Origin of the sequence: Nocardia rhizosphaerihabitans, from assembly GCF_014646295.1 — a bacterium.
In the GTDB taxonomy this organism is placed as follows: Bacteria; Actinomycetota; Actinomycetes; order Mycobacteriales; family Mycobacteriaceae; genus Nocardia; species Nocardia rhizosphaerihabitans.
Genome location: NZ_BMNE01000018.1, coordinates 16,714 through 32,563, shown reverse-complemented (window position 1 = coordinate 32,563; position 15,850 = coordinate 16,714). Strand labels below are relative to the sequence as shown.

Annotated in this window: 14 protein-coding genes; 12 read left to right on the top strand and 2 right to left on the bottom strand. The window is 63.1% G+C overall.

All coding sequences use genetic code 11. The annotated features are described in order from the left end of the window. Positions 1-235: 235 nt before the first annotated feature. Positions 236-2,260: a TetR/AcrR family transcriptional regulator gene (locus IEY60_RS35100; RefSeq protein WP_189034866.1), complete on the bottom strand. Its 2,025-nt coding sequence runs from the start codon at positions 2,258-2,260 to the stop codon at positions 236-238. A gap of 587 nt (positions 2,261-2,847) precedes the next feature. Here IEY60_RS35100 and IEY60_RS35095 point away from each other — a divergent pair. Both IEY60_RS35095 and IEY60_RS35090 read left to right on the top strand, forming a co-directional pair. Next, positions 2,848-3,132, top strand: coding sequence for a hypothetical protein (locus tag IEY60_RS35095; RefSeq protein WP_189034865.1), 285 nt, complete (start codon positions 2,848-2,850; stop codon positions 3,130-3,132). Further along, positions 3,117-4,550, top strand: coding sequence for a WS/DGAT/MGAT family O-acyltransferase (locus IEY60_RS35090; protein ID WP_308426163.1), 1,434 nt, complete (start codon positions 3,117-3,119; stop codon positions 4,548-4,550). Before IEY60_RS35095 ends, IEY60_RS35090 begins: the two co-directional genes overlap by 16 nt. Before the next feature lie 143 nt (positions 4,551-4,693). Here the strand turns inward: IEY60_RS35090 and IEY60_RS35085 are convergent, their stop codons facing one another. Continuing rightward, on the bottom strand, positions 4,694-5,383 hold the full coding sequence (locus IEY60_RS35085) for a TetR/AcrR family transcriptional regulator (RefSeq protein WP_189034863.1): 690 nt from the start codon (positions 5,381-5,383) through the stop codon (positions 4,694-4,696). Between the two features lie 651 nt (positions 5,384-6,034). Here IEY60_RS35085 and IEY60_RS35080 point away from each other — a divergent pair. The 10 genes from IEY60_RS35080 to IEY60_RS35035 are packed head-to-tail and all read left to right on the top strand — an operon-like array spanning position 6,035 to position 15,839. Then, entirely contained in the window at positions 6,035-6,832 is a 798-nt protein-coding gene (locus IEY60_RS35080; RefSeq protein ID WP_189034862.1) for an MlaE family ABC transporter permease, read from the top strand. 11 nt (positions 6,833-6,843) lie between these two features. Continuing rightward, positions 6,844-7,731: an MlaE family ABC transporter permease gene (locus tag IEY60_RS35075; RefSeq protein ID WP_189034861.1), complete on the top strand. Its 888-nt coding sequence runs from the start codon at positions 6,844-6,846 to the stop codon at positions 7,729-7,731. Positions 7,732-7,757: 26 nt separating this feature from the next. Beyond that, entirely contained in the window at positions 7,758-8,894 is a 1,137-nt protein-coding gene (locus tag IEY60_RS35070) for an MCE family protein (RefSeq protein ID WP_189034860.1), read from the top strand. Next, positions 8,891-9,910 carry an MCE family protein gene (locus tag IEY60_RS35065; RefSeq protein ID WP_189034859.1) on the top strand — a complete coding sequence of 340 codons (1,020 nt, stop codon included), beginning with the start codon at positions 8,891-8,893 and terminating at the stop codon, positions 9,908-9,910. The genes IEY60_RS35070 and IEY60_RS35065 overlap by 4 nt, the downstream gene beginning before the upstream one ends. 6 nt (positions 9,911-9,916) lie before the next feature. Further along, positions 9,917-10,906 (top strand): MCE family protein, encoded by a 990-nt coding sequence (locus tag IEY60_RS35060; protein WP_189034858.1) that lies wholly within the window; start codon positions 9,917-9,919, stop codon positions 10,904-10,906. Beyond that, on the top strand, positions 10,906-12,105 hold the full coding sequence (locus tag IEY60_RS35055; RefSeq protein ID WP_308426162.1) for an MCE family protein: 1,200 nt from the start codon (positions 10,906-10,908) through the stop codon (positions 12,103-12,105). The genes IEY60_RS35060 and IEY60_RS35055 overlap by 1 nt, the downstream gene beginning before the upstream one ends. Then, a complete protein-coding gene (locus IEY60_RS35050) occupies positions 12,102-13,232 on the top strand; it encodes an MCE family protein (RefSeq protein WP_189034857.1) in 1,131 nt (376 codons plus the stop codon). The genes IEY60_RS35055 and IEY60_RS35050 overlap by 4 nt, the downstream gene beginning before the upstream one ends. Next, positions 13,229-14,671 carry an MCE family protein gene (locus tag IEY60_RS35045; RefSeq protein WP_189034856.1) on the top strand — a complete coding sequence of 481 codons (1,443 nt, stop codon included), beginning with the start codon at positions 13,229-13,231 and terminating at the stop codon, positions 14,669-14,671. The genes IEY60_RS35050 and IEY60_RS35045 overlap by 4 nt, the downstream gene beginning before the upstream one ends. Further along, positions 14,647-15,210, top strand: a complete 564-nt coding sequence (locus IEY60_RS35040; RefSeq protein WP_505829844.1) for an Rv1363c family protein — start codon at positions 14,647-14,649, stop codon at positions 15,208-15,210. The genes IEY60_RS35045 and IEY60_RS35040 overlap by 25 nt, the downstream gene beginning before the upstream one ends. Next, the gene (locus IEY60_RS35035; protein WP_189034854.1) at positions 15,207-15,839 is read left to right on the top strand and encodes an Rv1363c family protein; all 633 of its coding nucleotides are present in this window, start codon (positions 15,207-15,209) and stop codon (positions 15,837-15,839) included. The genes IEY60_RS35040 and IEY60_RS35035 overlap by 4 nt, the downstream gene beginning before the upstream one ends. The last annotated feature ends 11 nt before the right edge of the window (positions 15,840-15,850 follow it).

Here is a 15,850-nt window from a genome sequence, read left to right as displayed (position 1 = left end):
CAGGTCGCGAACGTTGCTCTTGTAGTGGCCCACCGGACCGTCACCTCTCGACTGGACCCGCTCTGTACGGGCGGGTGCTGGACTGCGCGATGTGCGCCGCGGAAGCCATGATTACGCACGAACCCGCGTTTACGCAACCATAAGTGAATACCCGATAAGGCAGGTCGTCAGTAATGTCCAGGTAGTGAACTGGCCAGACTGGCGTAGAACAGGTTCTAAGTTATCCGCAGTTAGCCTATTTCTCCGGTAGTTCAGCGAGGGCGATCCGCTGGCCGAGCGTGTGCAGCTCACCGAGGAGATCGGGGCGCCGGGTCAGCCGCGGATTGCGGACCGCGTCGTTGACCACCGTGGTGACGGCGTGGATCAGCACCCGGGCGGTCGGCAGGGTCAGCTCGGGGCGGACTGACTGCAGGAGGCGTGCCAGGCCGATGATGCCCTCACGATGGATACGCCGGTACCGAGCGGCGGCGTCGGCAGGCAGATTTCGGGCCTCACTGACTGCGGTGCCGACGAGATCTGTTCTGTCCATTGCAAAATGGACGTAGTACCGAAGCAGCAAGCGCAGCGAGTCCTGTGGATCGCTACCCTCGGCGAGCGCGCGTTCGGTGTACTGCTGGACCCATTGGTTGTTGCGGTCGATGATCTCGTCCAGCAGATCGGACTTGCTATCGAAGTGGTGGTAGAGCGACGGGCCACGCACGCCGACCGCGGTGCCGATGTCCTCCATGCTGACGGCGGAGAACCCGCGCTTGCTGAACAATTGGGCGGCTGCGGCGATCAGCTGGTCGGTGCGTAGTTCGGAGTCCGGGTCTGGGGGCTCATCCTCGGATTCGGTGATGGTAGGGCCACAGTCGTCTCGGGAAATACCAGCGCCGATGACGGCGTCCACGGCGGCGTCGAGCACCTGGGCGAAGGCGTCGTCGGGCAGCTGGGTGCGATGGTTGGACGGGCTGGCGACGACGGATAGCACAACCCAGCCGAGCGCGTCGCGGTCCGCTGTGGCGATGCCGGGATGGCGCGCCTGGATGGCCGCACCGATCCGATGGGTCAGCCGCACCAATCGGGCAAGGACGCCTATGCGGTCGACTGGGGTCAGGCTGCGGAACTCGAGCTGCCACAGCCGAGCGAGCCCCCTCGTTTCCAGCGATACGCGCACCAGTGCGGGCAGGGCGGCGTCGGCGTGTGCGCCATTCGCGCACGCGACGTCGACTCGGTCCAGGATCATATCGAGCCCTTCGCGCAGGCAGGAACCCAGCAGATCCTGCTTGGTGCGGAAATGTCGATACAGCGCGCCGCTGGTGGTACCGACCGCTGTGGCGATGTCGGCCATGGATGTGCGGTGATAGCCGTGCTCGGCGAAGGCGTCATTTGCAGCTTGCAGAATCGTCGCGCGGCGATTACGAGGCCTGCGGCGCACTGGTGGCAAGGCGGCGGTCGGTTCTGCCATTGCCTGGGTGTCGGTGGCACCGAGCCCGCCCAGGAGCATCCGCAGTAGCTCGTCGGTCAGCTGATCGACGGTGGCGTCGACCCAGCCTACTGTCCAGTCCCTCATCAGACCGTCGACCGCGCCGACGAAGGTGGCCGCGGTCAGCCGGAAGTCGCGGGGCGCGAGCTCGCCTCGGTCGGCGAACCTGTCGAACAACGCGCACATCAGATCGACCCAGCGGGCCCGGCTCTGCCTGCGTTGAGCATCCATTCGGGCGCCGACTCCGGCGACTTCGACGAACGCGATCCGAGCGCAGCGGGGATCGCGCATGACGCAAGAGAGGTAAGCGCGAACCATTGCGCCCGCGCGACCGGCCATCGGCAGGTCCTCGACCCGCGCGACCTCGTCGAGGACGTGTTGTTCGACGAGGCTGTCGACGTACAGGTGCAGCTCGCTGAGCAGGTCCTCCAAGGTGTCGTACTCCTGGTAGAACTGTCGGGTCGACAACCCTGCGGCCTGGCATAGGTCGGCCAGCCGGGTATCCCGGTACCCGGCGTCCGCGCCGAAGGCTTGCAGTCCGGCTTCCCTGAACCGGGCCCGACGTTCGGTGCGTCGCTCGGTCGCAGACCGGCCGCCGTACCTGCCTGTCGCCGACGCAACTCTGGCCATGGTCTTCCTCCTAACCGCGACGCACCCATTTTGGATACCGCGATATTCAGAGTATGTGGCCAGGCGCCGGCACTGGCGTCCGGGTACTTGCTCGCGGTCTCGGTTCCAGCCGATTGTGGATGGCCAACCTGGACGGTGGGTGCGGGAAAAGCTGCCCCCGTGCATCGGCAGCACCGTGTAGCCGCCACCGATGTACCGGTCAGATGTGACAACTGCGCAGGTCCGGGCGACCAAGGAAGTCGGCGCCGAAATGTCCGACCTACGGCTCGCGTTTCTCAGGCAGCAGGAGGGTGAGGCCCTGGCGGCGAGCTCGCGGAGGTGGCTGAGAGGTGCCGAACATACCATCCGGGGCTCGAACAGTACCTGCGTGGCGATATCGGGGTGTTCGACTTGTGCTCGCCGCACGAATCGCGCCCCGGCTTTCGTTCTGTCGGAACGTTGTCCGAACAATGCGACGTCTTTAGGGTGAGCGGCACCAACGCGGACATCCCCCGATCAAGGAGCGACCTTATGCATTTTGCAACCCGTGTGGTCTGTGCTCTGATGATCGCATCGACGCACCGGCCAGTGTCTATTGCCTCGGCGAGATTCTCTGCACGGCCGCAGGTCTGATCCAGCAATTCGACACGTTCTGCACCTCCGGCGCTGAAGGCGCAGTTACGGGCGTTTCCGGTACACACCGAGAAACGTGCTCCCCCCTGTCCCGGCGGCAGATATGCCGCCGATACCCAAAGACATACGGAGTGACCTACATGACTTCAGCTCAGCCCCGGCAGACGGCCGAAACCGACACGGCCGCCGGGATCGCACAGCCCTCGGATTCTATCCTGGCCATCGGCCCGGCCGAGTTCGAGCGCGCGGTCGTCAGTGGCATCGCTGCACGCTTCAGCCGGTTCGGTGCTTCCCTCTGGGTGCTGCCCCCCGCGCGCAAGGGTAGACCGCTGTTATCACTCGACACGGCGCTCCTGCGAGGCACCCACCCAACCGCCGACGTCCGTCGCGCTGAAGCGTCTTTCCACGAATGGAATCAACGATAGTGATGACAAAATGCAAGCGACTCGGAGTACTGGACGCGGCATTCCTTACCCTGGACTCACGCGATGTGTCCGCTCATGTGGGCATATTGGTCACATTGTCCCGACCGGAAGACGCGAGCCCTGACTTCATCCGCGATTTGGTTGTCCAGCTCCGAGAGGCCACAACCTTCACGGCACCATTCAATTATCGACTCGCGCGTTCGCCGCTGCGAAAGTTTCCTCCGACATGGGATGTTCTACCCGACGACGAGGTCGACCTCGACTACCACTTCCGGCATTCGGCCCTGCCAGCACCGGGCGGCCAAAGCGAACTGGGTGTGCTCGTATCCCGGCTGCACTCTTTGCCGCTGGACCGCCGCAGACCACTCTGGGAGTGCCACCTCATCGAAGGTCTGTCCGACGGCCGGTTCGCCATCTACGTCAAGGTCCACCACGCCCTGGCGGACGGCATCAACGGAACTCGACGCATTGCCAAGATGTTCGATGTCGACCCGGAAAGTACTCGGCTGCGCGCGGTGTGGCAGACAGAACCGGAGACGTCTGAGCGGATCCGGACAAGGGTGGGGCGTCGCTCGCGGGTCCGGAGACGGTTCCAACTGGTCGGCGGACTCGGAGTTGCCGTCGGCAGGATCCTCAAGGATGCGATTCGCCCGAGCGATCCGGCAGTCGCGGTGCCGTTTCGCGTACCGAGGATGGAGGTCCTCAACGGACGTATCGGCCGAGAGCGGCAATTTGCCACTCAGTCCTATCCACTCGAGCGAGTCAAGCGGGTGGCGACAGCCCTTGGCGTAACGGTCAACGATGTGTTCATCGGAATCTGCGCTGGCGGGCTGCGCCGCTATCTAGCCGAATTCCATGAGCTGCCGCAAAAAAGTCTTGTGGCCGGAACGCCGGTCTCGCTTCGTCGTACGGGGGACGGTCGCGGGAATGCGATTGCAATGCTCGTTGCAAAACTGTTCACCGAGGTCGCCGATCCGGTCGACCGGATCAGACTCGTCAGCCGGTCGACCATGGTCGCAAAGCAGAAGTTCTATGCCCTGCCCCAGTTCGTCGGCGACTACTATGGAGTGCTGACGAACGGTCCCTCCATCCTGCAGAACATCATCGGAACTGCGGGCCGTTCCAGGCCACCGTTCAATCTGGTGATATCCAATATCCCAGGTTCGCGGGAACCTCTGTATCTGCACGGCGCACGGGTGCTGGAGGCCTATCCGATTTCGCTGTTGGCGCATGGACAAGCGCTCAACATCACCGTGATCTCCAGTGCCGGGCAGTTCAACGTCGGGTTCGTCGGCTGCCGAGACCGGCTGCCGCACATGCAAAGACTCGCGCTCTATGCAGGCGAGGCGCTGGGTGAAATCGAGGCCGTGCTCGGACTCGTCGCGCCGGACCTGAACGAAAGCGAAGTAGTCCATTGAGAAGGGCGCTGCCCGGCCGTGGATCGGGCAGCGTCTCCCTGCTCGACACGCACCAGCCACGATCACTACCGGCAGCAAGGGCTTCCGTCGAAGCCAGCCATCGTTGATCGGGCGGCTGTCGGGGATCGATCGGTGGCGCAGCGTCAGCAGTCAACGGCGGCTGCTGCGGCTTCCGAGGCGTACGCCCGCTCTGCGGTATCTCCCAATCCGACCAATAGGTTGACGGTCATAGGCTGCAGAATCTGGCCAACCGGATCTGAGAATTGGGTGAAGTGATCACCGAGTTCCAGCGTGATGAAGCCGTGGACGCAGCTCCAGAACTGCGCTGCCATCGCATCGAGGTCCTCGCCGCTACGGATTCGGCCGCTGCTCGCGAGGTAGGCGCACCCTTCGACCAGGTGAGCATACGCGGCCTGGAATTCCGCGGAGCGGCGGCTGGATCCTGCACGCGTCTGTTGCAGTGGTCGATAGCTTCCACGTGTCGACAGTCCGAACATCAAATCGTACAGGTGCGGACTGCTTCGGGCGAACTTGCGGTAGGCCAGCGTCATCGCAAACAAATCGGTGACCGGATCCGCGCTCGGAGGTGCTGCGACGAGAACTCGGCCGAGGTCCCGGAATCCTCGGTCGATGACGGCTTGCAGCAGTTCGGGCAGTCCTCCTAGGTGGTAGTACACCGCCATCGTGGAGACCTGTGCCTTCTCGGCGACCGATCGGGCCTTGATCTGGGATGGACCCTTCTCTGCGAGTAGTTGTGTGGTCGCCTCGATCAGCCGCTCGATCGTTTGTTCGGGGGTCAATCGAGTGACGGCTTCCTTGCTGGGTTTCGGCATCGGGGCCGCGTTCCTCCCTGTCCGGGCTGGCTGGTCGAGTCGACGCTATACAGTCTTGATCATTCGCCCAAGTCGGCCTGATCGCAGGACTTGTTGCTGCAGGCAGGGATGGGACTGCTGTGTGGATAGAGCCCGCCCCGGCGCGCAATCGAGTGGCGTAACCACGTTCTACACCTGGCGTCAGGCTTGGGTCCGGCGTGTGACCCAACTGGTGCACGGTCAGTTCCTCGGCGAAACCGCCCGTCTCGGGGAGATGCGAGGAGTGGTCATCCGGGCGGCCATGAACAAGGTCTGCTGTTGACTCTCTGGATCATCCAGCCGTGCCGGCTTGGGCAATCTGGGGGTGGTTGCCGCCGGAAGGTTGTCTTGTGTGACGCAGTCCACTACAGTCCCGATAGCACATCTCATAACGAAGTTTTAAACTTCGTTCGGCTGCACGTCAGAGGAGTCCAGCGGCATGTCCGAGCAATAGCGCGAGAGGCAGCGCATTCAGGCAGGCGAAGCCGGGGGCCGGGGTCGCCATTCGCACTCGAAGTCACTACCCGAGCGATCTCACCGTCGGTGAGTTCGTGGCGGCGAATGTCGTCGGCAAGTCCAGAACGGTGTGATCGGGTCCGGTCAATCAGTTTCAGATACCTGAGAGGTTCAACGATGGTGGATTCAGGCGAGATCTCCTCGCCTGCCCGCTGGGGCAGAACGCGGTCCGCCGCGGAGGTTGTCCCGCGTGCGGTGGGAGAGTTTTTCGGTACCACGCTGGATACCCTGCGGACTCTGCCCCGGCGGCCCTTCCAATTTCGGGAGTTCGTCCATCAGGCGTGGTTCATCGCCAGTGTGTCGATCGTGCCGACCTTGCTGATCGCGATCCCGTTCTGCGTCATGGTGATCTTCCAGATCAATGTGCTGCTCAACGAGATCGGAGCCATCGATCTGTCCGGTGCCGGCGCCGGAATCGCTGTGATTCGTGAGATCGGTCCGGTAGCAACAGTTTTGGTGGTGGCCGGTGCGGGCGCGACGGCGATCTGTGCGGACCTGGGCGCACGGACCATCCGCGAGGAGATCGACGCGATGCGGGTGCTGGGCATCGACCCGATACATCGCCTGGTCGTGCCGAGGGTGCTCGCCTCCACGGTTGTCGCGCTGTTCTTGAACGGGCTGGTCACCGCAGTCGGCCTGACCGGTGGCTACCTCTACGCGGTCTACCTCCAGGGTGCGACGCCCGGCCAGTTCATCACCGCGATTCCGCTGTTGACCGGGATACCGGATCTGCTGGTCAGCGAACTCAAGGCCGGGATCTTCGGGCTGCTGGCCGCGCTGGTCGCGTGTCATCTGGGTCTGCATGCGAAGGGCGGCCCGAAAGGGGTCGGCGATGCGGTGAATCAGACCGTCGTCTTCAGCTTCGTGCTGTTGTTCCTCGCCAACTCCATCATCACCACACTGTGGCTTCACTGAACGGACCGGATATGACCATCACCAGCCAACAGCCGGCCGTGGCCGAGCTGCTGCGACAGAAGTCGTGGGGGCGCAGGCTCACCACCGCCGCGGCACGCCCTGGCAAGGCCGTCGGGGGCCTCGGTCACCAATTGTCGTTTCACTTGCACGGTATCGGCTGGATTCCCCGCACACTGCATCGCTATCGCCGCGAGGTGGTCCGCTTGATCGCCGAGGTCAGTCTGGGTACCGGTGCGCTCGCGGTGATCGGTGGCACTGTCGTTGTCGTCGGATTCCTCACCGCCGCTGCCGGCTACGAGGTCGGTCAGCAGGGATCCAGTTCGCTCGGCCGTGTCGGAGTCGAAGCGATGTCCGGGTTCATTTCCGCATTCTTCAATACGCGTGAGGCTATTCCGGTGGTGGCCGGTGTGGCGTTGACCGCGACCGTGGGCGCTGGGTTCACCGCGCAGTTGGGGGCGATGCGGGTAAGCGAGGAGATCGACGCACTCGAGGTGATGTCGATTCCCTCGATTCCGTATCTGGTGACAACCCGCATCCTGGCCGGGCTGCTCGCGATCATCCCGCTCTATGGCATTGCGCTGTTCATGGGCTACGCCTCGACCCAGGTTGTCAGCATTGTGCTGTCCGGCCAGTCGCCTGGCACCTATGACCACTACTTCAATCTGTTCCTCGTGCCGACCGACGTGCTGTGGTCGCTGTTGAAAGTGATCATCTTCGCGGTGGTCATCATGTCGGTGCACTGCTACCACGGCTACCATGCGGCAGGCGGTCCTGCGGGTGTAGGCACGGCGGTAGGCAGTGCCGTGCGTACGTCCCTCATCGCGATCATGATCATCGACCTGATCGTCGGTATCGCGGTGTACGGTGGCGTCCACTCGACTGTGCGGGTGTCCGGATGAGGCCGGGAATCTCCCAGCGCCGCGCCGTGCTGCTCGGCATCAGCGCTGTGGTCGCATTCGTCCTCGCCTGGACGGGTGCCATCGCCTCGTGCAGTGGGGACTTCATCGCCAGCACCCAGGTCTACCTGTATTCGGATCGGGCCGGTTTGCTGATGGAGCCGGGCTCGGACGTCAAGGTCCGCGGTGTGGTGGTGGGCCGGGTCAGCGCCGTCGATTTCGACAACGATCGGGCGAAGCTGACATTGGACCTGAAACCCGTTCAGGCGCAACGGATTCCGGCGAATGTCGGTGCCGAGCTAGCGCCCACCACCCTGTTCGGGCGCAAGTTCGTCACCCTGGTCTGGCCGGACGTACCGGCATCGACGATGCTGAGCGACGGCTCGGTGATCGACGGATCGAAGGTGCCCGTCGAAGTGAACGACACATTCGACGCGCTGCTCGCGGTTCTGGAAACCATCGAGCCACAGAAGGTGAACGCGACGCTCACCGCGCTCGGGACGGCTCTCGACGGCCACGGCGGCCGTTTCGGAGACCTGATGGTCACCACGGATCGCTACCTTGCGCAGTTCAATGACGCGATTCCGACATTGCAGCGCGATATCCCGCTCCTGGCCGACAACCTCGACACCTTCGCCGCTGCCACACCCGATTTCATGAACACGATCAGGAATCTGTCCACCACCGGCAACACCATCGTCGAGAAACAGGCGAGCCTGAGCGCCTTCCTGCTGTCGTTCACTACTTTCGGAAATACCGGCGAAGCGTTCGTCGACGCGTCGTCGACGCCGCTGATCGGTGCTGTCGAGGCGCTGGAACCGACCCTGCGGGTGCTCGCCGAGCAGTCGCCGTCGTTCCCGTGCTTCCTGTCGGCGCTCAACCAGGATCGTAAGTTCCTCGAACGCGCGCTCGGCGGCGGCAGGCCGGGCTTGAACGTCCTGAGCACCGTCCTGTTGGGCGACGCGCCCTATAGCTACCCCAAGGATCTGCCCGTGAACGGTGCCAATGACGCTCCCTCCTGCTATGGATACCCCTACACGCAGGACAGCCCACCTGTCGGCCATACCCACTTCAACACCGGCACAACGGTGTACGGGCCGATTCGCGGTCCGGAGGATCTGCTGGGCAACCCGTTCTCCGCACTGATCTATGGACTGACACGATGATCGCCCGCCACGCCGGACTCAAGCTGGTGATCTTCCTGGCGATCACCTCGGTCATCTCGGCCATGCTCGTCGTGGTCGTCGGCGAAATGCGTTTCGTGCCGTCCCGCACGTATCGCGCGTTGTTCACCTCTGCTTCGGGGATGAAGTCCGGCGATGACGTGAAGGTGGCCGGTGTGCCGGTGGGCAAGGTGAAGTCGGTGGATTTCGCTCCGAACCACCTGGTCCTCGTGGCCTTCACCGTCGACCGTGATGTCGACGTACTCACCAGTTCCACCGCGGCGATTCGATACAAGAATCTGGTCGGTGATCGGTATCTCGAGGTCACCGTGGTGCCGGATGGATCCGGAGTGCGAGCCGAAGACGACCTGATCCCGGCAACTCAGACCACGCCGGCGCTCGATATCGACAGTCTCGTCAATGGATTCAAGCCGCTGCTGCAGGGCTTGGATCCGGACCAGACGAACACACTGTCGGCGTCGCTGATCGCAGTGCTCAACGGTCAGGAGCAGAATATTGCCGGGTTCGTCGAGCAGATCGGCACGCTCGGCAATGCGCTGGCCGACCGTGATCAGGCCATCGGTTCGACGATCGAGAATCTCGGTTCCGCCCTCACGGTGATCGACCAACGCGGTGACCAATTCGACAAGCTGGTCGTCGACCTCCAGGAAGTTGTCAGCGGTCTCGACAGCGACCGAGACACTCTCGTCACAGGTCTGGAACGCATCGACGCGGGTACCGCCGAGGTCGCCCAGCTCTTACAGGAGAATCGCCCCGCCATCGCCGCAGACATCGCCCAACTGCACAGGCTGGCAGGCAATCTCAATGTCGACTCGGAAACACTGTCGCTCTTGCTGGCGAAGTTGCCGACGGCGTACAACCTGGTCGGGCGAGCCAGCGGCTATGGCAGCTTCGTCAACTTCTTCCTCTGCGGCCTCGCGATCCGTTATACGACGATCGGCGGCACCGGCTACCAGGACACTCCGATGTTCACCGCTCCCGCTGCAAGGTGCAGGTGATACCCGATGAATTCGTTCGCAGAACGCGACCCGCTCCGGATGGGACTGATGGGCATCGGCATCATCGCCGCCCTCCTCGTCGGGCTGTTCAACTACGAAAACATCCCCGGGTGGCCGGGGAGCACGACGATCACCGCCGAGTTCGCTGATGCCAGTGGCCTCAATACCGGTGACGCCGTACAGATTTCGGGGATCGAGGTGGGCAAGGTCGATCGCATCGAACTCAGCGACGACCATGTCGATATCGCCCTGCGGGTCGACACCGACGGACAACGTCTCGGCACTCGCACCACCGCGGCGATCAAGGTCGAAACGGCCCTCGGACGCCGCTATGTCGAACTGCGGCCCGATGGCGAGGGCTCAATCGGAGACCGAATTCCGGTGGACCACACCACATCCGGCTTCGATATCACCGAGTCCTTGAACCAGCTCACCAGCCGTTTGGCAGGTACGGACAAGGCGCAACTGGCCGATGCCCTCGACAGCGTTTCCACGGTGCTCGACACCTTGCCCGACAACCTGCGGCCATCGTTGGACGGGGTGTCTCGACTGTCGAATACGATCGCTTCCCGCGACGCCGCACTGCTCGACCTGCTCGACCGTGCCGAATCGGTCACCGGGGTTCTCGCCGAGCGCAATCAGAACCTGACCCAACTCGTCACAGACGGCGGGTCGCTGTTCGCCGCGCTCAATGACCGGGCAACGATGATCCGCAACCTATTGGTCAATGTTCGCGCCCTCAGCGCCGAGCTACACGGGCTGGCCCAAGAGAACCGGCAGACGCTCGCGCCCATGCTGGCCGAACTCGACCAGGTTCTCAGCCTGCTCAACGCCAATTACGACAACATCAATACCGCAATCTCCGGCATGCGGCCGTTCGTAACCCAGCTGGGCGAGTCCGTGGGCAGTGGGCCGTTCTTCGGTGTACTGCTGCACAACATCGCTCCGGCCAATCTCAACGGGCAGCAGCCCGGTAGCCCCGGAGGAGGACGATAATGGCTTCGCTGCGCGCGGGCATGTCCCGCATCCCGGTGCCCGGACGGATCCTTCTCGTCCTCGTAGCCGCCGCGTTGGTCGTCACCGGCGCGACGCTGTGGGCGACCCGAGACGCGACCGTTCGAGTCGCCGCATACTTCAGCAACTCTGTGGGGCTGTATTCCGGCGACCGCGTCGTACTACGCGGTGTTCCGATCGGCGAGGTCGACGAGGTCACGCCGATCGGTGACCGTGTTCGCGTCACGATGCATTTCGACTCATCGCATCCGGTGAGTGCGGACACCCGCGCCGTGATCGTGGCTCCGACACTGGTTTCAGGCCGCTATGTTCAGCTGATCCCGAAACGCGGTGACGAACCGGAACTTCGCGACGGTGCTGAGATTCCGCTCGAACGCACGGCCGTCCCGGTCGAATACGACGAGATCAAGCGGCAGGTCACCGAGCTCTCCACGCAACTCGGCCCGATGGTCGACGACCCGACGGGCTCGCTCGCCCGGTTCGTCGGTGTCACAGCGGAAACGCTGGGCGGCAATGGCCCAACGTTGAAGGACACGCTGGTCAACCTGTCGAAGGCGATGCAGACACTGGCGGACGGCGGTCCGGATCTGTTCGCCACCGTACGAAACCTCCAACTGGTGATTTCCGCGCTCGCGGCCAATGACGCACAGGTTCGAAACTTTGTCGGACAGTTGGCCGGAGTATCGAATCTGCTGAACGACAACCGGACTCAGCTCAACTCGGCGTTGCATGCGGTCGAGGCGATGCTGCCCGAGATCCGCGATATCGTCGCCGAGAACCGTGACGCGCTCAACCAGGACGTCACTTCGTTGACCCGGATCACCTCGCTGCTGGTGGCTCGGCAGGACGACCTCGCCCAGGTCCTGCATGTCGCGCCGACTGTCATCGACGATCTCTACAACATCTATAATCCCGCCTCGAAATCGGCCACCGCGAACCTGAATCTCCCGGACTTCCCGGATCCGATGTCGCTGATCTGTGCGCTGCTCACCACCGTTGACGCCCCACAGGCCGAATGCTCCCGTGCCAGCGCACAATTCGGTGACCTCTTCGGTGCCGCCGTGCGCGCCGCGATGGGCGCCAACGCCGTCCCAGCGCCCGCCGTCGGCCTTCCGGGATTGCCAGGCATGCCAGTGATACCGGGGCTGACCGATCTTCTCACCCCTGGAGCGGGCCGATGAAATGCTCGAAACGACTACAGGCCGGTGGCGTGCTGCTGGCCTCGGCACTGTTGGCCGCTGGTTGCCGATTCGATGGTGCCAATTCGATCCGATTGCCGGGCAATACTATTGAGGATGAGTCGTATTCGGTGCTGGTGCAGTTGCGTGACACCCAGAACCTGATCGCAAACTCCTTCGTCAAGTCCAGCAATGTCACCGTCGGCACAATCACTTCGATCACCGTCCGCGATTACATCGCTCAGGTCACGCTGGAGATAAATCAGGGTGTCCAACTGCCAGCGAACAGCACTGCCCGACTCGCCCAAACCAGCGTGCTCGGTGCCCAGTACCTCGAGTTGGTTCCCCCAGCCGACGGCAATATCGAACCGCCGCTGCGCGATGGCGATCTGATCCCGCTCTCGGCCACCTCGGAATTTCCCGCGACGGAGGACGTGCTCGCCGCGTTGTCGCTCGTTCTCAACGGCAGTGGGCTCGAACAGATCCGAACCATCATGACCGAAATGAACGAGGCGTTCGGCGGTAATGAGGATGCGGTCAACCGGTCCTTTGCACGATTGGCCACCTTCGTCAATGGTCTCGACACGCAGCGCGACAACATCGTGCGCGCCATCGACAGTCTCGACGCGTTGTCGAAAGAGATTGCCGCACAGCGGGACACCCTGGGAACGGGTATCGAGCAAATGCAGCCCGCCCTGGGGGTTCTCGACGAACAGAAGGCGCAACTGACCGCCATGCTCGACAGCGTGGGGAGATTCGGTGCCCAAGCTACGCAGGTACTGCGTAGCAGCCAGGACAACCTCAGTGCCGACCTGCAGAATCTGCAACCCACGCTGACTCAGCTCGCCGCAGCAGGTTCCGACCTCGCCGGCTCACTTCTCCTCGCTCTGAGCATGCCGTTCCCGGTCACGGTGGCCGATCGTGTGGTGCGAGGTGACTACTTGAACCTGTTCCTCACTGTCGACCTGACCGTCGAAGGCATACAGAACAAGGTCATCGGCAGCATCCCGCTGAACCGTCTGATGCCGATGTCCAATCGAGCGGTGAACCCCCTCACCGCGCCAATTGATGCGGTACCGCCGGAAATTTCCGCGCCCGTCACCGCCGACCCGAATGGGGCGCCACGATGAAGACCCGCCTTGTCAAGGGACAGCTCATCGTTTTCGCGATACTCGCCACGGTGAGCCTCGTCTACGGCCTGCTCAACTATGTCGGTATTCAGCGCCTCACCGGATTCGGAACCTATACGGTGACAGCCGATTTCACGGATGCTGGTGGCCTCTACGAATCCTCGTCCGTCACCTACCGTGGGGTCGAGGTCGGCCGGGTCACCGGTATCGATCTCGATGCCGACACCGTCCGGGTTCATATGCAGCTGCGCGACGGGGAGAACATTCCCGCCTCCACCACGGCTGTGGTGAAGAGCATGTCCGCGATCGGTGAGCAGTATGTGGACCTGGTGCCCTCGGACGACGCCGGGCCGTATCTCACCGACGGTAGCGCCATCCCGCTGTCGAAATCCGCAGTGCCGATCCCGACGAGCGATGTGCTGGACACGTCGCAGGCGCTGCTGAAGAGCGTGTCGACCGACTCGCTGCGCATTGCCATCGACGAAACCTTCCAGGCCGTCAACGGTACCGGGCCGGCTTTGGCCTCGCTGATCGAATCGTCCGCCACGCTGCTCGACCTGGCGCAAGCAGACATCGGCCCGACCCTCGCGCTACTGAACGATGCCGAGCCGCTGCTGCGCACCGGGAACGCAGTGCAGACCGAAATCAGATCCGCCGCGCGTGATCTGTCGTCGTTCACCGAGCAATTGGTGATGAACGACGGGCAATTGCGGGCTGTGCTCGACCAAGGTCCGGCGACCGCCGACATCGTTTCCGGCACGCTCGCCGATCTCACCTCATCCCTTCCGGTGCTGCTGGCCGATTTGCAGACCGTGGGGCAGGTGCTGCGAGTCAATGTTGCGGGTGTGCGCCAGATCCTGGTCGTATACCCGGCGCTGGCAACCGCCTTGAACTACAGCTTCGTCGGCGCTGGATTCCAGACCACCGACGACACCATGGGCCCGCAGATGCCGCTGGATGTCAAACTCGGAAATACCGAGCACTCGCCCCCGTGTACAGAGGGCTATCAGGCGACTGTCCGCCGCGACCCCTCGGATACCGGCTACGCCGAGGTCCCCGCAGGCAACCACTGCAGGATCTCCCCGGACAACCCGAAGGTGGTCCGCGGTGTCCGCAACATCCCCTGCGCTACCGACCCCTCGGTCCGTACCGCCGATGTGGCGAACTGCCCCGGCGGATTGCCATCGACCTGGCCGGAAATGCTTGCCCGACCGGGGGATCGAACCCCGGGCGCTGACCCGGCGCATGGCGCGCAAGCGTCGACTGTTCCTGCCCCGACAGCGCTCGCTTCGACCCCTGCGGCGATCACCGCCCCGTATGCGGAACACGACGGGACTTTCCGCGCACCGGACGGGATCACCTATGTCCTTGGGCAATCGGCCCAATCAGTCACCCCAGCAGAGGAGTACCAGGGATGGCAATCACTTCTGATCAAGTAGACGTGGCTGAGGTCGCGTCCGACTCCGGAGCGGGGGAACCGCCGCCACGTCAGGCTCTGCCATGGCGGGTCTGGGCGATCGCGGTTCTCGCCGCGGCCGTGGTGGCGCTGGGTGGTGTGAGCGTGCAGCTGTGGCTCGATGTCCGACACAACGAACAGGTCGACAGCCGCGATGAGGCCGTACTCGACACGGCACGCCGCATTGCCGTCCAGTTGGTCACTCTCGATCACACTTCGGCCGAGAAGAGTCTCGATGCGATCGGCGCCGATTCGACCGGATCGTTCCGGGATCAGTGGGACAAGATCTCCGGCAATTTCGTCACGGTGCTGCGCAACGGCAACGTCGAATCCACCGGCGAGGTCAAGGAAGCTGGAATCGTCGCGATCGATGACAACAATGCGACAGTGCTGACCGCGGTTACCTCCATGGTCAAGAACACCGAAGCGCCAGAGGGGCAACAGCGGGTCTATCGCATGAAGATGACTCTTGACCACACCGACGGCCGATGGCTCGTCTCGAACGTGGAGTTCGTCGCATGACCATGAGCGCCACCGACACCGCGATCGATATCGACGCAGCAGAACTCGACCGTGAAGCACTCGAGAGTGTCAAGCTCTCAGCGGCAGCGGGAGGGTCGCGACAGCGCCTCCCACAACGATGGTTCCGGCACCTGTCGGCAATGAACAAGCGAACGACCATCATCACCTTTGTCGTCCTGGGGCTGTTGCTGGGCGCGGCGACTACCACGACGGTTGTCTTCGGGCGCAGCGTTTCGCAGCACGACGCGAAAACGGCCGCCGCGCAGTCTGCTCAGGAAGCAGCGCGATCGAGTGTACCCACCGTGCTATCGTACAACTTCAATACAATTGACACCGAATTCCCCAGGGTCACAGACAATCTGATCGGCAAGTTCCGGATTGATTTTGCCGAACTCAGTTCGAAGGTGATCATTCCCATCGCCCACCGTGATTCGATCATCACCACGGCGAAGGTGGTCGAATCGTCGATCGTGACCGCGGACGTCGACAAAGTCACGGTGCTGCTCTTTCTCAACCAAGAGACCTCGAGCACCAAGTACCAAGGGCCTCGCCTGGACGGCAGCCGAATTCGAGTCGGCATGACCAATGTCGACGGCCGATGGCTGATCTCCGACATCACGCCCGTCTGATATCTAGAAAG